This is a genomic window from Defluviicoccus vanus, assembly GCF_014672695.1.
In the GTDB taxonomy this organism is placed as follows: domain Bacteria; phylum Pseudomonadota; class Alphaproteobacteria; order Rhodospirillales; family Defluviicoccaceae; genus Defluviicoccus; species Defluviicoccus vanus.
In genome coordinates this window covers 3,909,821-3,930,959 of record NZ_CP053923.1, presented here as the reverse complement: position 1 = coordinate 3,930,959, position 21,139 = coordinate 3,909,821, and the positions used below count along the sequence as shown (strand labels likewise).

Below are 21,139 nucleotides of genomic sequence, written 5' to 3'. Positions count from 1 at the left end.
ACATCACGCGCCTTGCATCGACGATGATCACTGCGGATCCGGCGGGCCCTGCCGCTCGCGGAACAGTGGACCGGGATCACCGCCGCTGGGATCGCTGCCAAGCGGGCCGCTGGCGTCGGCATCCTCGCCCTCGCCGCCGTCTTCCACATCGCGGATGCGGGTGACCGACACCACCCGATCTGCGTCGGTCATGTTGAACAGTTTAACGCCGCGCGCCGTCCGTCCCATGACGCTGATGTCCTTCACCGGGCAGCGAATCAACTGGCCGGTCTCGGTCACCATGACGATCTGATCGGTGGGGAAGACCGGGAAGGCCGCCACCACCCGGGTCTCGCCGCCCGGGCGCGACAGGTCGATGGCATTGACGCCGCTGCCATCACGGCCGGTGATCCGGTATTCGTAGGACGACGTTCGCTTGCCGAAGCCGTCCTCGGTAACGGTAAGCAGAAACTCCTCCCGCTCCGCCATGTCGCTGAACTCGGGATGGTCGAGTTTGCTCGCAAGCGCTTCATCACGCGCCCGCTCCTCCTCCTTGCCGGCGTAGTCGCTGGAGAGCAGCCGGCGCCGGGCATTGATGGCGCGCAGGTATTCGTCGCGCTGGCTGGCATCCGCTTCCACATGGAACAGCCCGCTCATGCTGATCACCGCGTCGGACGGCCCAAGCTTCAGGCCGCGCACGCCGGTGGAGGTGCGGCCGCTGAACACCCGTACTTCGCCGACGGCGAAGCGGATACATTGGCCGTGCCGGGTGAACAGCAAGATGTCGTCGGCTTCGGTGAAGGTGCGGACCCGCACCAGCCGGTCGCCCGGATCGAGCTTCATCGCGATCTTGCCGCTGCTCGGCACGTTGAAGAAATCGCTGAGCGAATTGCGCCGGACGTAGCCGCTGGCGGTGGCGAAGATAACGTAGAGTTCCGCCCAGCGTCCCGCGTCTTCGGGCAGCGGCAAGAGGGCAGTGATCGTTTCGCCCGGCTGCAGCGGCAACAGATTGATCATCGCCTTGCCGCGAGACTGTGGTGTTCCCGGCGGCAGCTTGTAGACCTTCAGCTTGTAGACGAGTCCGGCGGAGGAGAAGAACAGCACCGGCTGGTGCGTCGAGACGACGAACACCTGGCTGACGAAGTCTTCATCGCGGATGGACATGCCCGAGCGGCCCTTACCGCCACGCCGCTGGGCGCGATAGGTGCTTAAGGGGACCCGCTTGATGTAGCCCGTGTTGGTAACGGTGACGACCATGTCCTCGCGCTGGATCAGGTCTTCGTCGCTGGCGCCGGGTTCTTCTTCAACCAGCAGTGACCGCCGCGGGTTGGCGAACTGCGCCTTGATCTCCAGCAGTTCCTTGCGCATCAGCGCCAGCAGTGTCGCCCGCGAACCGAGGATACCGAGGTATTCGGCAATCTGCGCGCCAAGGGTGCGCAGTTCGTCGCCGACCTTCTCCCGTTCGAGGCCGGTCAGCCGGTGCAGGCGCAGATCGAGGATGGCGCGCGCCTGCTCGTCCGACAGCCAGTACTCCGTCCGCTCCGCCTCGCCCGGCTTCGCTTCCTCCACCAGCAAAATGAGCGGCATCACGTCGCCAATCGGCCAGCCGCGCGCCGTCAGCGCCGACCGCGCCGCCGCGGGGTCGGGAGAGCGACGGATGGTGGCGATAATTTCGTCGATGTTGACGACGGCGATGGCGAGGCCGACCAGGACATGCGCCCGCTCCCGCGCCTTGCGGAGGAGAAAGGTGGTGCGCCGGCGGATGACCTCCTCGCGGAAGACGAGGAAGGCCTCCAGCAATTCCTTGATCGTCATCGTCCGCGGCCGGCGGCCGTCGAGGGCGAGGAGCGTCATCCCGAAGGTGGTCTGCAGCGGCGTGTGGCGATAGAGCTGGTTGAGTACCACCTCCGGTTCGGCATCGCGCTTCAGTTCGATCACCACCCGGATGCCGTCGCGGTCGGACTCGTCGCGCAGGTCGGAGATGCCTTCGATCTTCTTGTCGCGCACCGCCTCGCCGATGATCTCCACCATCCGCGCCTTATTGACCTGATACGGCACCTCGTCGACGACGATCGCCGCACGTTCCTTGCGTAGCGTCTCGAAGCGGGTCTTCGCCCGCATTACCAGCGAGCCGCGACCATTGAGGTAGGCAGAGACGATCCCCTGGCGACCGAGGACAATCGCCCCGGTGGGGAAATCAGGGCCGGGAATATGCTTTTCCATCAATTCGTTGATGGAAATCATCGGATCGTCGATCAACGCACAGCAGGCATCGATCACTTCGCCCAGGTTGTGCGGCGGGATGTTGGTCGCCATCCCGACGGCGATGCCGCCGGCGCCATTGACGAGGAGATTGGGATAGCGCGCCGGCAGAACCGTCGGCTCGGTATCTGAGTCGTCGTAGTTGGGCTCAAAATCGACGGTGTTTTCGTCGATATCCTCGATCAGCGCGTGCGCCGACCGGGCCAGACGCGCCTCGGTGTAACGCATGGCCGCCGCCCGGTCGCCGTCCATCGAGCCGAAGTTGCCCTGACCGTCGATCAGCGGCAGCCGCATGGCGAAGCTCTGCGCCATCCGTACCAGCGCATCGTAGATCGCCGAGTCACCGTGCGGGTGATACTTACCCATCACGTCACCGACGATTCTCGCTGACTTGCGAAACGGCTTGTCGTGCGTGTAGCCGTTCTCGTACATGGCGTAGATGATCCGCCGCTGTACCGGCTTCAGTCCGTCGCGAGCGTCCGGGAGAGCGCGACTGACGATCACGCTCATGGCGTAATCGAGATACGAGCGCCGCATCTCCTCTTCGATTGCAACCGGCGTCAGTTCNGAAACCGGGACCGTCATCGGCGCCGTTGATCACCTACACCTCTCTCGTTGTTGCTGCATTGGCCGTGGCGTATCGCGCACAGTGGGTCGAAAAACTGACACTAACATGCCTCTTCGGTCACAACAATTGAGGCTCCGGAATGGGAGCCCGTCGATTTGCGAGGCACTCACCTGCTGTTAAGGCAAAGGTGGCCAGTTCTGTGCAGCGAACACCATCCGGACAACGACGACTTCGCAGGTCTGCTATTCGACCGCGCCGGCCTTGCGGCTGACGTCCCCTAGAAGGGGATCTCGTCGTCCAGATCCTGCGCAGCCCGCCTCCCCGACGAGGCTGGCGCCGGGTCCATCGGCTGATATCCCATGTCTGCCCCACCGCCGGCGCCGCTGCCCATCCCACTTGCGTCACCGCGACCATCAAGCATGGTCAATTCGCCCTTGAAGCGGCCCAGCACCACTTCCGTGGTCGTCCGCTCCTGGCCGTCGTTGCCGGTCCACTTGCGGGTCTGCAGCGAGCCCTCCAGATAGATCTTCGAGCCCTTGCGCAGATAGCGTTCCGCCACCTCGGCCAAGCGATCGTTGAAGATGACCACCCGGTGCCACTCCGTCCGCTCACGCATCTCACCGGAGCCGCGGTCTTTCCACCGCTCCGACGTGGCCACGGAAAACTGGACGACCTTGCTGCCGTCCTGCAGTTGCCGCACCTCGGGGTCACGACCGAGGTTGCCGACGAGAATGACCTTGTTGACCGAACCAGCCATGGGGAATGCCGCGGGTTGTTGCAGTTGACGCGCTGTGGTGGAGGCGGCCCTTGCGTCGCCTGCCCGCCGTTGCGGGTTCTACGCCGATGCCGTTCTCTACTTTAGCCGGAAGTTCACCTAACTCGCCATGCGGAATCGCATCCGGCAACGAAAGGAAGCGGCGGACGTGCCGGAACGCCCCCTACCCCGCGGCGCGGCGCGGGAGTATAGGGAAGGTTTCCCGCCGCGTTCGATGGCGCAACAGCAGCGGCAGGCAGGTCACGGCGGTTAATGGATAAGATCATCGTCAAGGGAGCGCGCGAGCACAACCTCCGCAACGTGGACGTGGAGATCCCCCGCGATCGGCTGACCATCATCACCGGATTGTCCGGATCCGGCAAATCGTCGCTCGCCTTCGATACTATCTACGCCGAAGGACAGCGCCGCTACGTCGAGTCACTCTCCGCGTATGCGCGACAGTTTCTCGAGCTGATGCAGAAGCCGGACATGGATTCGATCGAGGGCCTCTCGCCGGCGATCTCCATCGACCAGAAGACGACCTCGCGCAATCCCCGTTCCACCGTCGGCACCGTCACCGAGATCTACGATTACATGCGGCTGCTATGGGCTCGCGTCGGCATCCCCCACTCGCCGGCGACCGGCCTGCCGATCGAAAGCCAGACGGTGAGCCAGATGGTTGACCGCATTCTGGCGATGCCGGAGGGGATGCGGCTTCTCCTGCTCGCTCCCGTGGTCCGCAGCCGCAAGGGCGAGTATCGCAAGGACCTGCAGGATCTGCAGAAGCGTGGCTTTCAGCGGGTCAAGGTCGACGGCACTCTGCACGACATCGACGCGGTTCCCGCGCTCAACAAGAAGACGAAACACGACATCGAGGTGGTGGTCGACCGCATCGTCGTTCGCGCCGGTACAGAACAACGGCTGGCGGACAGCCTGGAAACGGCACTGGCGCTCAGCGACGGCCTGGTGATCGCCGAGAACGCCGACGGTGGCGAGCGGACGACCTTTTCGGCCAAGTTCGCCTGCCCGGTTTCCGGCTTCACTCTCGATGAAATCGAACCGCGGCTATTTTCCTTCAACAATCCGGCCGGTGCCTGTCCCGCCTGCGACGGTCTGGGCACCGAGATGTATTTCGATCCCGAACTCGTCGTCCCCGACGGGCGACTGGCGCTGGCCGACGGGGCCGTGGCACCCTGGGCCAACTCCACATCACACTACTACCGACAGACGCTGGACAGCCTCGCCAGTCACTTCGGTTTTTCCCTCGGCACGCCGTTCAATGCGCTGCCAGATACGGTGCAGCGGGTGATCCTGTTCGGATCCGGCAACGAAGTGATCGCGCTGAACTACGAAGATGGCGTCCGCAGCTACGAGGTCCGTAAACCCTTCGAAGGCGTCATTCCCAACATGGAGCGGCGTTGGAAAGAGACGGATTCCGCCTGGGTGCGCGAAGAGTTGGGGCGGTTCCAAACCATTACCCGCTGCGACACCTGCGGTGGCAAGCGCCTGAAGCCGGAGGCGCTGTGCGTCAAGATCGGCGGCGCCGACATCGCCACCATCACCGAGTTATCGGTGGCCGACGCCGGACGTTGGTTCGAGGCGATCGATGCCAGCCTGACAACGCAGCAGAAGGAAATCGCCCNNCGCATCCTGCGCGAGATCAACGAGCGATTGGGTTTTCTCAACAACGTGGGCCTCAGCTATCTGACACTCGCCCGGACATCGGGGACCCTGTCCGGCGGCGAGAGCCAGCGCATCCGGCTGGCCTCGCAGATCGGCTCAGGGCTGACCGGTGTCCTCTATGTCCTGGACGAGCCATCCATCGGTCTGCACTCGCGTGACAACGACCGCCTGCTCGCGGCGCTGAAGCGCCTGCGCAATCTGGGCAACACCGTCATCGTCGTTGAGCACGACGAAGAGGCGATCCGCGCCGCCGATCACCTGATCGACATGGGGCCGGGCGCCGGCGTCCACGGTGGTCGCATCATTGCCCACGGCACGCCGGAGGAGGTGATGAGCAATCCCGAGAGCATCACCGGTCAGTATCTGAGCGGCCTGCGCGACATTCCGCTGCCGACGCGGCGGCGGACGCCCGGGGACGCTGCGGCAATCACCGTAGTCGGCGCCCGCGACAACAATCTCAAAAAAGACCTGACCGTCGCTTTTCCCCTCGGTACCTTCACCTGCGTCACCGGCGTTTCCGGCAGCGGCAAGTCGACCCTGGTGCTGGAAACACTCTATCGCGCCCTGGCACGACGGCTGCACGGCGCGCGCGAGCACCCCGGCGCCCACGACCGAATCGACGGGCTGGAGGCGGTGGACAAGGTGGTGGACATCGATCAGTCCCCCATCGGGCGCACCCCACGCTCCAACCCGGCCACCTACACCGGTGCCTTTACCCCGATCCGCGACTGGTTTGCCGCACTGCCCGAGGCGAAGGCGCGCGGCTACCGCCCCGGTCGCTTCTCCTTCAACGTCAAGGGCGGTCGCTGCGAAACCTGCCAGGGCGACGGCGTGATCAAGATCGAAATGCACTTCCTGCCGGACGTCTATGTCCAGTGCGAGTCCTGCAAGGGAAAGCGGTACAATCGCGAAACGCTTGACATCACCTTTCGCGGCAAGTCGATCGCCGACGTGCTAGAAATGTCGGTGGAAGAGGCCGCCGAGTTCTTCAAGGCGGTGCCGGCGATCCGCGACAAACTGGTAACGCTGCAACGCGTCGGCCTCGGCTATGTTCATCTCGGCCAACAGGCGACCACGCTGTCGGGTGGCGAGGCACAGCGAGTGAAGCTGGCGAAGGAACTGTCGCGCCGCGCCACCGGGCGGACGGTGTACATCCTTGACGAGCCGACCACCGGCCTCCACTTCGAAGACGTCCGCAAGCTGCTCGAAGTCCTGCAGGCGTTGGTCGATCAGGGCAATACGGTGATTGTCATCGAGCACAACCTGGAGGTGATCAAGACCGCCGACTGGCTGATCGACCTTGGCCCGGAAGGCGGCGGCGGTGGCGGCCAGCTCGTTGCCGTAGGCTCGCCGGAGGACGTGGCGGCGAATGTGGAGAGCGAGACCGGTCGCTATCTGGCGCCGTACCTGCAACGCAACCGTACCCGGCTGCGCGCGTGAGCCAGCCGGCATCGGCAAGCGTCGAGCCTATGTTCGGGCTTTCATGCATGTTACACGGTGATGAATGCATGGACCGGCTCAACGCTGCAGAACAAACATCGACACATCGGGCGACAGATGACGCCGAGACGACGTGAATCCCAGACGTCCCACGACCATCGTGGCCCGATCACGATCCCGCGGGCCCATGATCCGGCACGGTATTATCGGGACATCTTTGGCTTCGATGTCGGCTCCATCTTGTTTTTCTCAGGCGCGATCGTCTGTTTCGTCGCCATGTCGATGTTTATACCGGCGCTGATCGACTACGTTGATGGCAACACTGATTTTCACGTCTTCCTGAGTTGCGCGGCCATTCTGTTGTTCATTGGCATGGCGATGGCGCTCACCTTCCGCCGCCATGGTTACGCGATGAGTTTGCGCGAGGTGGTTCTCGCCGCACCGGTGACCTGGATCGTCGTCGTCGGCCTCAGCGCCTTGCCGTTCGTCTTTTCCAGTTTTCACCTCTCCTATACCGATGCGATGTTTGAGACCATGTCGGGTGCGACCGCAACCGGCTCAACGGTGATCGTCGGTCTCGATACCGCGCCGCGCGGCCTGCTGATGTGGCGCTTCCTCATTGTCTGGTTCGGCGGTTTCGGCTTCGTCACCCTGGCGGTTCTTGTGCTGCCGTTCCTGCGCATCGGTGGCATGCAGTTGTTCGTTCTCGACCTGTCGGCGCAGTCGGGCAAGTTCGTGCCGCGGATGATCGACGTGGTGATGAAGGTCGGGGCGGTCTATCTGCTGCTGACCATCCTCGGTGCGATCGCCTTTCGTGCCGCCGGCATGTCGACCTTTGATGCCATCGGCCACTCGATGGCCGCCGTCGCCACCGGCGGCTTCTCCTCCCATGACGCCGGCCTCGGCTATTTTCAGAGTGCGAGCATCGAATGGATTGCCGTCGTGCTCATGGTGCTGGGTGCGCTACCATTCGTTATCCTCATCGATACGGTGCGTCGCGGCGTGAATTCTATCCTTGAGGATTCGCAGGTCCGGCTTTTCCTCGGCATCATCATCGCCGCCAGCCTTGTGCTTACGGTGTGGCTGGTGGTGCGCCAGGGCATTGGCCTGCTCGAAGCCCTGCGGCAGGCGACGTTCAACGTCGTCTCGATCATGTCCACCACCGGCTTCACCTCACAGGATTACAACCAGTGGGGCGGGTTTCCGTCCATTCTGTTGCTGGCGCTGATGCTGGCCGGTGGGTGTACCGGCTCCACCGCCGGCGGGATCAAGGCCTTCCGCCTCTATGTGCTGCTGCAGACAATCCGCATGCAGCTGCATCGGCAGATTTACCCGCACGGTATGTTCGTCATCACCTACAATCGCAGCCCTGTCGCCGATGCGGTGCGCGCCGGCGTTACCGGTTACTTCTTCGTCTACATTACGACGTTCTTCAGCTTCGCCCTGCTGCTTGGACTGACCGGCTTGTCCTTCGAAGGCAGCCTTGGCGCCTCGGCGACGGCCTTGGGCGGCGTCGGCCCGGCACTGGGATCCGTCATTGGCCCATGCTGTACCTTCGCTTCCATTTCACCGCTCGCCAAATGGCTGTTGAGCGTTGAAATGCTCGCCGGGCGGCTCGAGATTCTGGTGGTCGTCATTCCCTTCACCCGAACCTTTTGGCGAACATGAGCACGTCACAGCCGGTGCACGTCATTGGCGGCGGCCTTGCCGGGTCGGAGGCTGCATGGCAACTTGCCAGCGCCGGCGTCCCGGTGCTGCTGCATGAAATGCGACCGCAGCGATCGACACCGGCGCACCAGACGGGGACGCTTGCCGAACTGGTCTGCTCCAATTCCTTTCGCTCCGACGAGGCCGACGCCAACGCCGTTGGCCTGTTGCATGAGGAACTGCGACGGCTGTCATCGCTGATCCTCACCGCTGCCGACCGTCATCGCGTCCCGGCGGGCAGCGCCCTGGCCGTCGACCGGATCGGCTTCAGCACCGAAGTGGAGGCCGCTCTCGCCGCCCACCCCCTGGTGACGATCATCCGCGAGGAGGTTGCAAGCCTGGGTGCGGCGGAATGGCCGTCGGTGATCGTTGCCACCGGCCCGCTGACCACACCGTTGCTGGCGCAAGCGCTGCAAGGGCTGACTGGCGAAGACTCGCTGGCATTTTTCGATGCGATCGCTCCCATCATCCACCGCCATTCGATCGATTTCACCAAGGCTTGGTTTCAGTCCCGTTACGACAAGGGCGGTGGCAACGATTACATCAACTGTCCGCTGGATCGCCCGCAGTACGAAACCTTCGTTGCCGCCCTCACCGCCGCCGAGACCATGCCGTTCAAGGACTGGGAGCGCGACACGCCCTACTTCGAAGGCTGCCTGCCGATCGAGGTCATGGCCGAACGCGGCCGCGAAACATTGATGTTCGGGCCGATGAAGCCGGTCGGCCTTGCCAATCCGCATGACGGCGGCCGTCGTCCCTATGCGGTGCTGCAATTGCGTCAGGACAACGCCCTTGGGACGCTGTTCAACATGGTCGGCTTTCAGACGAAGCTAAAGCACGCGGAGCAGGTCCGGCTGTTTCGCAGCATTCCCGGCCTGGAGCAGGCGGAGTTCGCCCGGCTTGGCGGCATCCACCGCAATCTGTTCGTCAACAGCCCCCGCGTTCTCGACGACGTGCTGCGGCTGCGCGCCGATCGGCGAATTCGCCTGGCCGGCCAGATCACCGGTTGCGAGGGCTATGTGGAAAGCGCGGCAATCGGCTTGCTCGCCGGCCGCTTCGCCGCTGACGAGTGGCATGGCCGCACGCCTGTACTGCCGCCAGCGACGACGTCCATTGGCGCGCTGCTGCGACACATCACCACCGGTGCAGTTGCAGCCACCTTTCAGCCGATGAACGCCAATTTCGGCCTATTTCCGCCGCTTGATGGCGGCAGCGGCGCGCCGGTCAAGGGCAAGGCCAACCGGCGGCAGGCGCTCAGTGCCCGCGCCCGCCGGGACATGGAGGATTGGCTCACCGCCGGGAATGCGGTCTGCGGCGGCACAGCAGAGACCGCCGCAGCCAGCGATCGTTAGCGGGACGCGCTGGTGGTGCAGGCGGTGTAGCCGTGCCGCTCGCGAATCCACGGCTTGTCGGCGACGGTGGTCAAGGCGACAGGCGGCGACTTCAGCACTTCCTCAAACAGGTCGGAGGCGAACTGGCAATAGGTATCCGCCTGCATCTGGCTTTGCTTTGATGCATCGTTAGCGAGACGGGTAATCAGCGAGTTCATCCGCGTCGTACCCTGGGCGCCGCCAGTGCGTTGGAAGAAACTGCGCAGGTCATTGCCGCGGCCGGTCAGCACGTTCTGATAGGAGTTGATGAATTCGTTGTAGCGCGTCCGCTCCTCGCAACTGAGCGCCGCCACCATCAACTCCGTCTGCAGAACACGCGTATTCAAGGCGGCGAGGTCACGATCACTCACACACGCCGCGCGTGCCGGCTTTTTCGCCGCAGCCGCCACCTGGGGCACCGGTTTTGCCGACGCCTCGATGTGAGACTGGGACGGTTTCGGCGCCGGCTTTGCCGCAGCTGCCTTCGGCGTCTGCGCCGTAGAGGTTGCTGCTGGCGACGCTTGAGTCGCCATTGCCGGCACTGCAAGGACGGCCACACCGGCGACAAGCACCGAAAGCCAAACCATACGCCGCGCATGCCGCTTTGGCATTGAATACCTCCGCTCAACCCTTGATCATTGACGTCAGGTATGCCAGTTGCCGATCGATGCGGCAACCATTGTTGTCCCTGTGGCGGGATGGACCACTTTCCGACACAAAACAACTGTTGCCGCCACGGATCCTGCACCACCAATAGCATCGCTACGGCCGAAGGCACTTTGTGGCAGAGCGCCAAATTGGCCGAATCGGCCACATTCCGGCAGGTCGGCAGTCTGCCGCCCTCAACTATCCGGCGAGCCGCCCGCTGCGAGCACTGGCTCCGGCGCAGACACCACCGGTTAAGTCTCCGTGGCGGCAGGAACACCAATGTTCACTTTTTTATTGTCTTAGGCGATGGCGAATCGGCACCATGGTTGAATATGTTATGATTGGTGATCCACAACAATGAAGAGGACGGTTCGCATGCGGTTACGCGAAGGGTTGATGACAGGAGCGATGATGATGGTGCTCCTCGCAGCGCCCGGTTCAGCCACTTACGCGGCGCCGCTCCCGGCGGATACGACGCATAACCAGGCGACCGACAAGCTGTTCACCGCGGTACACGCCAACGACTTCAGCGCCGTGCAGGCAAGCATCGCGGCCGGAGCTGATGTGGAGGCGCGCAACAGCTGGGGCGTCACCCCAGCCGATCTGGCTGTGGACAAGGGATACTTCCGCATCGCCCACTATCTGGTCTCCGTGCGCAACTTTCAGCACACCAAGACAGAACAGGTACCACCACCGTCGACACAAGCCGGCGGCAATCCGGTTCCCTTGGCGGGCAACAAGGCAACCGCTGCCGCCACGGGCGGACGGGCGGCAACATCGACGCCGGCAGCAGCGAGCCCCGTCGCCCATGCGGGGACAACGCGGACGCCAGCGGTCCCCGCACCCGTAACCTCCGTCCCTACCACTTCATCCGCGACCACCGCGGCCGCGACGGCGCCAACCGCTGCGAACACCGCTACGACGACTGCTTGGCGGCCGGAAGATGGCCCCAATCCCTTTGATCCGCACACGCCGGCCTACGGCTCCACCGGCCCTGCGGACAGCAATTAGGTGATTCCGGCATTACCGTCCGTGGGCTCATGGTAGAGCGAAACAGCAACGACACCCGCCGATTGTCGTAGACTCGCGAGTGCGGCTAGAAGCGGCCAAGGCTGGCGTTGAAGGCGACGCGTAGCAGAATCGTCCTGCTGCGTTCGCCAACCAGACGGTCAAACGGATCGTAGTTGCAGCGTCGCAGTTGCGCCAGGTAATGGTCGGCGAGCGTTGCTACCAGCAGCGCCGGTAATGCGTTGCGCGCGATCCCGCTGCGTTGAGCGCGGGCGGCCTTGAGATGCTCCCAGGCCACGGTCGCCACCGCCTCGACAACCTGACTCAGTCCCGGGACACTTCCTTTCTCGAACAGGGCAAAGACGTCGAGGCCGGCGCGCCGGTTAAGCGCCGTCGGCAGGTAGACCCGGCGGGCACGGGCGTGAAACGGTACCGCGCGCAGCAGTCCGATCAATGCCCAGGCGATGGCGACGTGCCGCATCGCCGTCGCCGTTGCCTCGTCGCCGCCGCAGCCAAGAACCTGCAACGTCAACGCCGACAGGCTCGCGGCCGTCTGTTCGGCATAACTTTCGAGTGCCGCGAGATCATCCGGAGCGGCCGCTTCCAGGTCACGCTCCCGCCCCTCCAGATAGCGCTCGAAGTGATTGGCCGTGAGGTCAAAGGAACGGACCGTATGCGTCAGCGATGCCGCGACCGGGTGTGATGGTGTGGCGCCAAGGTAAATCTGCTCAATCGTTTCCCGCCACCATTGGAGACGGATCTGCCCCAGCAACGGCTCTCGGACCTGCTCGCGGATACGGGCAATTTCGAGGTTGAATGCAAACAGCGACAGCAGCCCCTCGCGTCGCGCCGGTGCGGCGTAGGCGGCACAAAGGTAGCGATCGTTATCGAACCGCTCCACCTGATCCGCGCAGTAGGACAACTCCGCTCGTGTCATTGCTTTCATTCCTCCAGCGAACGCACGTTATAAAGCGGAACCCTGCTCATCCATCCGCCGAATTTACGTCAGGCCAATTGCGGCAATGACGCTTATCGAAACCGATCCCGACTGTGCGCCAAGCAAATGCCTGCTGCCCGCTGCAGCGCGCGCAGTTGATCGGTTGCTGCTGGACGCGCGGTCGTTGCCCCGCCAATTCGGCGCAGCTGGCAGGCGGCGAGCCTGTTGTGCCGCGCCAACAAAGTCGCCCGCCTGCTGCAATTCCGTGATCCGCTGCACGCCTCCGTCCAACTCTCAAACAACCAGCGGCGGCGGTGCCTGATTCTCGGTTTTTTGTCTCGTGGGTCAAAGCGAAGGGCGTGAGTGCCCCCAGCACTCTTTTCATCAGCGCTTAATGAACGTATCTCTCAGGTATTGCGGCCTGCCGCAAAGCGGACACTCAAACACCATCGGGAAGAGGGTAATCATGGCGTTCGAACTCCCACCACTGCCCTATGCGCAAAATGCGCTGGAGCCGCACATCTCTCAGCGCACGCTGGAGTTCCACTACGGCAAGCATCATGCGGCTTATGTCACCAATCTGAACAACCTGGTGAAGGACACACCGCTGGCCAGCCAGACTTTGGAAGAGGTGATCAAGTCGGTGGCCGGCGATGCGAGCAAAGCTGGTGTCTTCAACAATGCCGCGCAGGTATGGAATCATAGCTTTTACTGGCAGTGTATGAAGCCGGCTGGTGGTGGTTTGCCGACCGGTGACGTCGCCAGCGCGATCAATGCCGCTTTTGGCTCCTTTGATAAGTTCAAGGAGGAGTTCAAGACTGCCTGCGTTACCCAGTTCGGCAGCGGTTGGGGATGGCTGGTGGCCGCAGACGGCGGGCTGAAGATCAGCAAGACCGCCAACGCGGAACTGCCGATGACGGCGGGCCAAACAGCGCTCCTCACCTGCGATGTGTGGGAGCACGCCTACTATCTCGATTACCAGAATCGGCGCCCCGATTACGTCCAGATGTTCCTCGACCAACTGGTGAACTGGGACTTCGTCGCTGCGAACCTGAAGAAATCCTGAGGCTTATCCAGTCCTCACCTGAGGGGGATCGGCGGCATCGCCGATCCCGTCGACCGGCAGCAGTTCCGTCCGGCAACGGGCCACTCCCGCTCAGTTTACCGCGAGGAGCGCTGCCGCCACCTCCCGCCCCTCGAGCACCAGGACGTTGTACGTCCGGCAGGCGGCGCCGGTGTCCATCCATTCGAGGGCGACGCCGAGTTTGAACAGCGCCTGCTGCATCGCCAATGGTGTGGGCGAGAACTGGCGGCCGCAGCCAACGATCAGCAGCCGCACGCCTTCCTCCGTCCGGGTAACCGGCATCAGGCTGTCGAGGCTTACGTCGCCTAGGGTGACGACCGGCCAGGGATGNGTGCGATTGGGAAACACCAGCAGCGAGCCCTCGTATCGCTTACCGGATATCTTGAAGCCGCCGTCGCCGTAGCTGGTGATCAGTTGCTTGCCCGCCCCGGGGCGCGGCGTGATGTCCAGGCCCGACATGCTTGCTCAGGCTGCGCCCTTAGGCGCTTCCTCGGTCGCCGGACTGCTGCTGCCGCGGCGCAGATTGAACACCGCGAGCAGCGGGACGGCGGCACCGATTGACGAGTAGGTGCCGATCAGCACGCCCCAGATCATCGCCAACGCGAACCCGCGGATCACCTCACCGCCGAAGATGTACAGCGCCAGCAGCGCCAGCAGTGTCGTGATTCCGGTGTTGAAGGTGCGCGACAATGTCTGATTGAGCGACAGATCGAATAGTTGCTCGATGGGCATCGTCTTGTATTTGCGCAAATTCTCCCGCACCCGATCATAGACGACAACGGTATCGTTGATCGAATAGCCGGCAATGGTCAGCAGCGCCGCGACGGTAGTCAGGTTGAATTCAAGACCGAACAGTGCGAACAGGCCGATCGTGGTCATGATGTCGTGCAGTTCGGCGATCACCGCGCCGAGAGCGAACTGCCATTCAAAGCGAAACCAGATGTAAACGATGATGCCGCCGATGGCCGCGAAAAGTGCCAAAATGCCGTTGGTGAAGAGCTCACTGGAAACCTGTGGTCCCACCACTTCGATCCGTCGGTAGTCGATGTTCGGCCCCAGGGCGTCTTTGATCGTCTTGACCGCCGCCTGTTGCGTTTCCTCACCGCCCTGCTGCCGCTCAATCCGGATCAGGATGTTGTCCGGCTCGCCGAATTCCTGCAGCCCGACTTCGCCCAGATTGAGGTTGTTCAGGGTACTCCGCAACGTCGCCAGATCGGCGGGCCCCTCGGTCTTGATCTCAATCAGAATACCACCGGAGAAGTCGATGCCAAANTTAAGCCCCTAAAGNATCAGCAACAGTATCGACGTGACGATCAACAGCGTTGAAAAAATAAAATAAACCCGCCGCCATTTCATAAACGGTATTTTCGTATCCGGCGGGATNATACTGGAAGCCACGCATTCTCTACCCAATCAGATCGGTATGACTCGCGGCTTCGTTTGGCGAAGCCAGACGGCGACGATAAGCCGGGTCACGGTGATTGCGGTGAACATCGAGGTTATGATGCCCACGACGAGCGTAACCGCGAAGCCCCGAACCGGACCGGCGCCGAGAACGTAAAGGAAAATGGCGGAGATGACGGTCGTCAGGTTGGAGTCGATGATCGCCGACATCGCCCGACTAAACCCGGAATCCAGCGCCGATACCGGTGTGCGCCCGGCACGAATCTCTTCGCGAATATGCTCAAAGATCAGCACATTGGCATCCACCGCCATGCCGATGGTCAAGACAATGCCGGCGATGCCGGGCAATGTCAGCGTCGCCTGCAAAGCCGACAGGACGCCGATGATCAGAATCAGATTCACCATCAGCGCAAAGACGGCGAAAATTCCGAACAGCCCGTAGACGAGAACCATGAAGATAGCCACGGCAACGACGCCAATGACGCAAGCGATTTCGCCGGCAACGATCGAATCGGCGCCGAGACCGGGGCCGACGGTCCGCTCTTCGACGGTCACCAATGGCGCCGGCAGCGCTCCNGCCCGCAGCAGCAGCGCCAGATCCTGCGCCCCGGCAACATCGAAATTGCCGCTGATGATCCCGGTGCCGCCAAGAATTGGCTCGCGGATCACCGGCGCGCTGATGACCTGGTTGTCGAGGACGATGGCAAGGCGCTTGCCCACATTTTGGCTGCTGGCATCACCGAATCGCCGCGCTCCCACGGCGTCGAACTTGAACGACACCACCGCCTCGTTCTGCTGGAAGGTCGGTTGGGCATCGATCAGATTCTCGCCACTGACAAGAATGCGGCGGCGGACGGCGATCTTACCGGGATTCCTGCTGGCCGCGNNTTGGCGCTCCAGCATCGGCAGCGCCATCGAACCGGGTGGAGCACGACCGGCAGCCAAGGCAACGGGATCTGCGTCGTCATCCACCAGGTGAAACGTCATCTTCGCCGTCTTGCCGATCAGCGCCTTGATCCGCCCCGGGTCATCGACCCCTGGCAACTGCACCAGAATCCGGTCGGCACCCTGCTGCTGGATCGTCGGCTCGCGCGTTCCGGTCTCGTCGATGCGACGGCGGATGATCTCGATCGCCTGTTCGACGGCCGCAACGCGACGCTTGTGAACGCCATCCTCGGTCAGGGTAACCGTCACGAGTCCTTCCGCGCCGGGAAAGGCTGTTACCTCCGGATCGAACTTGCCGATCAGCGTCGCCACATCGCTGCTACGTGCCGGATCGGCAAGCGTGACCGCGACCCCATTTGCCGTGGGGACCAGCGACTGGAACGGGATCTGTGCCTTACGGAGTTCGTCGCGGATCCCATCAGCCAGCGTCTCAAGCCGCTCGCGGATGATTGCCGAACTGTCCAGCTGCAACAAGATGTGCGATCCGCCGCGCAGATCGAGCCCGAGGTTGATCTGCCGATGCGGCAACCATGCCGGCAACTGCTCCGCTGTCTGCCGCCCAAGCAGATTGGGCGCTGCGAAGGCCGCGCCGAGAAGGCAGACGGCCAGAATCAGGACGATTTTCCACTTGGCGATGTACATGAGGGTCGACGGTTCCGGCAGATGCTACTGGTCGCGCTTCCCGCCGAAGAGGCGTTTGAACGGGGAAACGATGCCCGAAGAGTCCGCCGGCTTTGCCGCGGCGCTGTTGGCGTCGGCAAGCTTGTCAGTCGTCTCACCACCGGTTGGTTTGCCGGCAACGGGCTCTGGCTTGGTCACAATCCCCGAGATCATCGACCGCTGCACGCGCACGCGCACGCCTTCCGCCACCTCGACCAGCAGTTCGTTGTCATCCACCACTTTGTTGACGGTACCGATAATACCCACACCGGTGACAACGCGATCGCCGCGCCGGACGGCTGACAGCATTTGCTTGTGCTCCCGCATCTTCTTTTGCTGCGGACGAATCAGCAGAAAATAAAACACGGCAAAGATAAGAACGATCGGAAGGAATGCTTCGATCATCCCCGGGCCAGAGGCTGCCGGTCCAGCCTGGGCAAATGCCGGCGATACGAACATCGATAACTCCTCGATCCTGCGCGGATCGGGGGACTATAACCGTCCGCATCGTCATTGCAATCGTCAACGCCGACGAGCGGCAACGAAACAGACGCAACTCCAGGACATGATCGATGGCTGCAAACGACCCCTTGTCGCTGCTTCGCCGCGTTGCCGAAGCGATCGAGCATCTCGCTCGTACTATTCCCGTCGCAGCTCCGGTGGAAGCCGGTGCAGTGAGTCCCCCTCGCCGGCATCCGTTACCGACGATTGCGNACGCCTTCGTCTGGCAGGCAGAGGAAGGACGGCTGCAACCAGTGCCGCACGTCAGCCGGATGGAGTTTGCCCTGTTGCAGGGAATTGACCGGCAGGCGGACATCCTGCTGGAGAATACCCGGCGCTTCGCCCAGGGCCTGCCGGCCAATAACGCCCTCCTGTGGGGCGCCCGCGGCACCGGCAAGAGTTCCCTGGTCAAGGCGGCACACGCGCGGATCAATGAAGAGATGCCGCACCGGCTCGTCCTGATCGAGGTGCACCGGGAAGACATCGCCACGCTGCCCAAGGTTCTGGCGCTGCTGCGCGGCAACCAACGCCGCTTCGTCCTCTTCTGCGACGACCTGTCCTTCGATGGTCGCGACAATGCCTATAAGTCATTGAAGGCGGTGCTTGAGGGAGGGATCGAAGGCCGACCGGATAACGTCGTCTTTTACGCCACCTCCAACCGGCGCCACCTGATGCCGCGCGACATGATCGAGAACGAGCGATCAACGGCGATCAATCCGGCGGAAGCGGTGGAAGAAAAGGTCTCACTCTCTGACCGCTTCGGCCTCTGGCTCGGCTTTCATCCCATCGACCAGCCAACATATCTGAACATCGTTGCGGGCTACGCCCGGCATTATCGCCTCGAGATGCCGGCCGATGCGCTGCAGAGTGAGGCGCTCGCCTGGGCCGCGGCACGCGGCGCCCGTTCAGGACGCGTCGCCTGGCAATTCATTCAGGACCTGGCCGGCCGATTGGGGCAAGCGATGCCGCCGTCACACCCTTAAGCCTGCTTCGCCCGCCCTGCATCTTGAACCGCATTGGGGGCCGCATTGGGTGCCGGTGGGTCAATCGACGGCGTAAGGCGCCACCGTGTGGCCGTGGTTCAACGGTCCGTGGCCATGGCCGAAACCGGGGGCACTCAGGATGGCCTGGCGCACGTAGGCGCGGGCGCGCACCACTGCCGGACGCAGGGCAAGCCCTTGCGCGATACCGGTGGCAATCGCCGACGCCAGGGTACAGCCAGTGCCATGGGTGCTGGTGGTGTCCAGACGGGTGCTGGCAAACGCCTCGAGCGTGCCATCGGCCAGTCCAAGGACGTCGGTGAGGATCGGCCCGCTGCCGTGTCCCCCNTTGAGCAGCACTGCCTGCGGCCCCAAGGCGATCAGGCGACGCACCAGTTGGTCAGGCGACGCCGCCCCCACCAGTGCTTCCGCCTCCGGCAGGTTCGGTGTCAGCACCGTGGCCATGGGGATCAGTCGCTGGCGCAGGCATTCCGTCGCGTCGGCGGCGAGCAGCGGATGGCCGCCCTTCGCCACCATCACCGGATCCAGCACCAAGGGGATCGTCGCGGCGCAGCGTGCGAGTACATCGGCAACCACTTCGATGACATCGACCCGATGCAGCATGCCGATCTTGATGCAGTCGGCGCCGATGTCGTCAAGGATCAGTTCGATCTGCTGCGCGACGAAGGCCGGCGGCACATCAAGGATGGCAAAGACACCGCGGGTGTTCTGTGCCGTCAGCGCCGTGATCGCCGTCGCGGCGTAACCGCCGAGGGCGGTTACCGTCTTGATGTCGGCCTGAATGCCGGCGCCGCCGCCCGAGTCGGAGCCGGCGATGATAAGAACACGACCGCGCATCACCCTGCTCCACCTCCGACCCGGTGCATGACTCAGGCGGCGACGGCACGTATGGCGTCGCAGATTTCCTCGACAACCTTGCCGATCAGCGACTCGTCCTCGCCTTCCGCCATGACCCGGATCACCGGCTCGGTTCCGGAGGGACGGATCAACAGCCGGCCGCTATTCCCCAGGCGGTGCTGACAGTCGGTGATCAGCTGTTGCACCGTGCCGTTTTCCAGCGGCGCGCCGCCCTGGAAACGGACATTGCGGAGCAGCTGCGGCATCGGCTCGAAGGCAACGCAGACTTCACTTGCCCGCTTGCCCGACGCGACAATCACCGCCAGCACCTGCAACGCGGCGATGGTGCCGTCGCCGGTGGTCGCATGATCGCTGAAGATGATATGCCCCGATTGCTCGCCGCCGATATTGTAGCCATGCCGGCGCATGTACTCGACCACGTAGCGATCGCCGACGCGAGTGCGTTCGAGCGTCAACCCCAGGCCGTTCAGGTAGCGCTCCAGGCCCATGTTCGACATCACCGTGGCGACGATCCCGTCCTTGCGCAGCTTGCCGTTCGCCTGCCAGTTCTTGGCCACGATCGCCATCAGCTGGTCACCGTCGATCAGCGTCCCCGTCTCGTCGGCAATCAGCGCGCGATCAGCGTCGCCGTCGAGGGCGATGCCGAAATCGGCGCGGTACTCCTGCACCGCCCGGCACATGGCCTCAGGCGCCGTCGAACCACAATCTTGGTTGATATTGATGCCGTCCGGATTGTCGCCGAGCGGAATCACCTCCGCCCCCAGTTCCCAAAGAACTTCCGGCGCCACCTTGTAGGCGGCACCATTGGCGCAATCGAGAACGATCCGCATCCCCTGCAGGGTCAGACCTTTGGGGAACGTGCTTTTGACGAATTCGGTGTAACGCCCGTGTACGTCGTGCAGTCGCTTGGCGCGACCGAGATCGGCCGGCGCCGCAAGCTTGGTGGGCAGTCCGTGGGCAACATGCTCTTCGATCTGCTCCTCCACCTCGTCGGAAAGCTTATAGCCGTCCGGGCCGAAGAGCTTGATGCCGTTATCCTCGAAGGGATTGTGCGACGCCGACAGCATCACCCCCAGGTCGCAGCGCATCGATCGGGTGAGAATGGCGACCGCCGGCGTCGGCATCGGTCCGACAATGATCACGTCCATGCCCATGGAAATGAACCCGGCCGTGAGCGCCGCCTCCAGCATGTAGCCAGACAGCCGCGTATCCTTGCCGATCAGGACCCGGTGTCGGTGACGGCCACGGCGAAAATGCAGACCGGCAGCCATGCCAACCCGCAACGCCGTCTCAGCGGTCATTGGCGCGGCGTTCGCCTTGCCACGAATGCCGTCCGTTCCAAACAGCTTTTTCCCCATGTGCTCTCAACCCTACAGCCGTTCAATCCGACACTTATGCCGCGTTCAACGCCGCACACAACTATGACGGCTGTTACACACCGCACCCCGCAGCGGCTGCGACGCCTCGACGACATCTCCGGCGATCGCCTTATGTGCCAAAACCACCATTGATCGCCTGCCATACGGCAATTGCCTGGCGTGTGTCCACAACATCGTGCACCCGCAGTATGGACGCCCCTCGCTCCAACGCGGCCAGTCCGGCGGCAATGGAGCCGGCAAGACGGGCCGTGGTGGCTTCATTGCTGCTGAGATGACCGATGAAGCTCTTGCGTGATACGCCTATCACCAATCCGCAGCCAAGCGTAGCATACGTCTGCAACTGGGCCAAAATTTCAACGTTATGACGAACGCTCTTGCCGAAGCCGATACCAGGATCGACGGCGATCCGATCGAAGGCGAGACCGGCATCGCGACAACGCTCCACCCGTTCCGCCAGCCAGACGCGAACGTCGTTCACCACGTCGTCGTAGCGAGGATCGTGCTGCATTGTCGACGGCTCGCCCCGCATATGCATCAACACCACCGCCACACCCGTTCGCCGCACCAGTGGCAACGCCCGCGCATCGCCGCTCAGGCCGCTCACATCATTGACGATGCGGGCACCAGCGGCGATCGCCGCCGCCATGACCGGCGCGTGGCGCGTATCAATGGAGACAAGGGCCCCTTTGGCCGCCAGTGCGGCAACCACGGGGACGACGCGCGCGGTTTCTGCCGCCACCGAGACCGGTTCGGCACCAGGCCGGGTCGACTCGCCACCGATATCTAGGATATCCGCGCCGGCGGCCCACATCGCCTCGCCGCGGGCGATCGCCGCTGCCGTCACAAAGGTTTCGCCGCCGTCTGAAAAACTGTCGGGGGTAACGTTGATAATGCCCATCAACCGCGGGCGGTCGAGCGACAGACCGGCAAACGTCGGGACCCCCGGCGCTC

General features: G+C 63.3%; 16 protein-coding genes and 1 pseudogene. 6 read left to right on the top strand and 11 right to left on the bottom strand.

Translation table 11 applies throughout. From position 1 onward, the window contains the following. Positions 1–27: 27 nt before the first annotated feature. Together gyrA and ssb are read right to left on the bottom strand one after the other, a co-directional pair. A complete protein-coding gene (gene gyrA, locus HQ394_RS17960) occupies positions 28–2,826 on the bottom strand; it encodes a DNA gyrase subunit A (RefSeq protein ID WP_190261341.1) in 2,799 nt (932 codons plus the stop codon). A 260-nt stretch (positions 2,827–3,086) separates the two neighbouring features. Then, a complete protein-coding gene (gene ssb, locus HQ394_RS17955; RefSeq protein ID WP_190261340.1) occupies positions 3,087–3,566 on the bottom strand; it encodes a single-stranded DNA-binding protein in 480 nt (159 codons plus the stop codon). 270 nt (positions 3,567–3,836) lie between these two features. Between ssb and uvrA the strand changes: the two genes are divergently transcribed. The 3 genes from uvrA to trmFO all read left to right on the top strand — a co-directional run bounded on the left by uvrA (position 3,837) and on the right by trmFO (position 9,745). Beyond that, positions 3,837–6,686, top strand: coding sequence for an excinuclease ABC subunit UvrA (gene uvrA / locus HQ394_RS17950; RefSeq protein WP_190261339.1), 2,850 nt, complete (start codon positions 3,837–3,839; stop codon positions 6,684–6,686). 276 nt (positions 6,687–6,962) lie between these two features. Next, positions 6,963–8,354, top strand: coding sequence for a TrkH family potassium uptake protein (locus HQ394_RS17945; RefSeq protein ID WP_190261338.1), 1,392 nt, complete (start codon positions 6,963–6,965; stop codon positions 8,352–8,354). After that, a complete protein-coding gene (gene trmFO / locus HQ394_RS17940) occupies positions 8,351–9,745 on the top strand; it encodes a methylenetetrahydrofolate--tRNA-(uracil(54)-C(5))-methyltransferase (FADH(2)-oxidizing) TrmFO (RefSeq protein WP_190261337.1) in 1,395 nt (464 codons plus the stop codon). Before HQ394_RS17945 ends, trmFO begins: the two co-directional genes overlap by 4 nt. Here the strand turns inward: trmFO and HQ394_RS17935 are convergent. After that, a complete protein-coding gene (locus HQ394_RS17935; RefSeq protein WP_190261336.1) occupies positions 9,742–10,374 on the bottom strand; it encodes a hypothetical protein in 633 nt (210 codons plus the stop codon). The genes trmFO and HQ394_RS17935 overlap by 4 nt on opposite strands. 412 nt (positions 10,375–10,786) lie before the next feature. Between HQ394_RS17935 and HQ394_RS17930 the strand changes: the two genes are divergently transcribed. Continuing rightward, the gene (locus HQ394_RS17930) at positions 10,787–11,422 is read left to right on the top strand and encodes an ankyrin repeat domain-containing protein (protein ID WP_190261335.1); all 636 of its coding nucleotides are present in this window, start codon (positions 10,787–10,789) and stop codon (positions 11,420–11,422) included. A gap of 85 nt (positions 11,423–11,507) precedes the next feature. Here HQ394_RS17930 and HQ394_RS17925 read toward each other — a convergent pair whose 3' ends face one another. Beyond that, the gene (locus HQ394_RS17925) at positions 11,508–12,356 is read right to left on the bottom strand and encodes a phytoene/squalene synthase family protein (protein WP_190261334.1); all 849 of its coding nucleotides are present in this window, start codon (positions 12,354–12,356) and stop codon (positions 11,508–11,510) included. 466 nt (positions 12,357–12,822) lie between these two features. Here HQ394_RS17925 and HQ394_RS17920 point away from each other — a divergent pair, with 466 nt between their 5' ends. Further along, on the top strand, positions 12,823–13,422 hold the full coding sequence (locus HQ394_RS17920) for a superoxide dismutase (RefSeq protein WP_190261333.1): 600 nt from the start codon (positions 12,823–12,825) through the stop codon (positions 13,420–13,422). 90 nt (positions 13,423–13,512) lie between these two features. On the opposite strand, the gene HQ394_RS17915 is transcribed toward HQ394_RS17920, so the two are convergent. The 4 genes and pseudogenes from HQ394_RS17915 to yajC all read right to left on the bottom strand — a co-directional run bounded on the left by HQ394_RS17915 (position 13,513) and on the right by yajC (position 16,908). Further along, the gene (locus tag HQ394_RS17915) at positions 13,513–13,899 is read right to left on the bottom strand and encodes an Mth938-like domain-containing protein (RefSeq protein WP_223291696.1); all 387 of its coding nucleotides are present in this window, start codon (positions 13,897–13,899) and stop codon (positions 13,513–13,515) included. 6 nt (positions 13,900–13,905) lie between these two features. After that, positions 13,906–14,715: pseudogene (gene secF, locus HQ394_RS17910) on the bottom strand (protein translocase subunit SecF); the annotation flags it as partial. A gap of 138 nt (positions 14,716–14,853) precedes the next feature. Next, positions 14,854–16,431, bottom strand: coding sequence for a protein translocase subunit SecD (secD, locus tag HQ394_RS17905; RefSeq protein ID WP_190261332.1), 1,578 nt, complete (start codon positions 16,429–16,431; stop codon positions 14,854–14,856). A 24-nt stretch (positions 16,432–16,455) separates the two neighbouring features. Further along, on the bottom strand, positions 16,456–16,908 hold the full coding sequence (yajC, locus tag HQ394_RS17900; RefSeq protein ID WP_190261331.1) for a preprotein translocase subunit YajC: 453 nt from the start codon (positions 16,906–16,908) through the stop codon (positions 16,456–16,458). Between the two features lie 113 nt (positions 16,909–17,021). On the opposite strand from yajC, the gene HQ394_RS17895 reads away from it, so the two are divergent. Further along, complete coding sequence (locus tag HQ394_RS17895) at positions 17,022–17,933, top strand: ATP-binding protein (RefSeq protein WP_190261330.1); 912 nt, start codon at positions 17,022–17,024, stop codon at positions 17,931–17,933. 60 nt (positions 17,934–17,993) lie between these two features. Here the strand turns inward: HQ394_RS17895 and thiD are convergent, their stop codons facing one another. From thiD to folP, 3 genes are all read right to left on the bottom strand, one after another. Next, the gene (gene thiD, locus HQ394_RS17890) at positions 17,994–18,788 is read right to left on the bottom strand and encodes a bifunctional hydroxymethylpyrimidine kinase/phosphomethylpyrimidine kinase (RefSeq protein WP_190261329.1); all 795 of its coding nucleotides are present in this window, start codon (positions 18,786–18,788) and stop codon (positions 17,994–17,996) included. Between the two features lie 32 nt (positions 18,789–18,820). Beyond that, positions 18,821–20,167, bottom strand: a complete 1,347-nt coding sequence (glmM, locus tag HQ394_RS17885) for a phosphoglucosamine mutase (protein WP_190261328.1) — start codon at positions 20,165–20,167, stop codon at positions 18,821–18,823. Positions 20,168–20,297: 130 nt separating this feature from the next. Next, a complete protein-coding gene (gene folP / locus HQ394_RS17880; RefSeq protein ID WP_190261327.1) occupies positions 20,298–21,086 on the bottom strand; it encodes a dihydropteroate synthase in 789 nt (262 codons plus the stop codon). Between the last annotated feature and the right edge of the window lie 53 nt (positions 21,087–21,139).

Coding starts and splice junctions, on each gene's coding strand:
- HQ394_RS17925 (WP_190261334.1), bottom strand. CDS start 12,356: ATGACACGAGCGGAGTTGTCCTACTGCGCGGATCAGGTGGAGCGGTTC.
- yajC (WP_190261331.1), bottom strand. CDS start 16,908: ATGTTCGTATCGCCGGCATTTGCCCAGGCTGGACCGGCAGCCTCTGGC.
- glmM (WP_190261328.1), bottom strand. CDS start 20,167: ATGGGGAAAAAGCTGTTTGGAACGGACGGCATTCGTGGCAAGGCGAAC.
- ssb (WP_190261340.1), bottom strand. CDS start 3,566: ATGGCTGGTTCGGTCAACAAGGTCATTCTCGTCGGCAACCTCGGTCGT.
- HQ394_RS17935 (WP_190261336.1), bottom strand. CDS start 10,374: ATGCCAAAGCGGCATGCGCGGCGTATGGTTTGGCTTTCGGTGCTTGTC.
- HQ394_RS17945 (WP_190261338.1), top strand. CDS start 6,963: ATGTCGATGTTTATACCGGCGCTGATCGACTACGTTGATGGCAACACT.
- trmFO (WP_190261337.1), top strand. CDS start 8,351: ATGAGCACGTCACAGCCGGTGCACGTCATTGGCGGCGGCCTTGCCGGG.
- folP (WP_190261327.1), bottom strand. CDS start 21,086: ATGGGCATTATCAACGTTACCCCCGACAGTTTTTCAGACGGCGGCGAA.
- HQ394_RS17920 (WP_190261333.1), top strand. CDS start 12,823: ATGGCGTTCGAACTCCCACCACTGCCCTATGCGCAAAATGCGCTGGAG.
- HQ394_RS17930 (WP_190261335.1), top strand. CDS start 10,787: ATGCGGTTACGCGAAGGGTTGATGACAGGAGCGATGATGATGGTGCTC.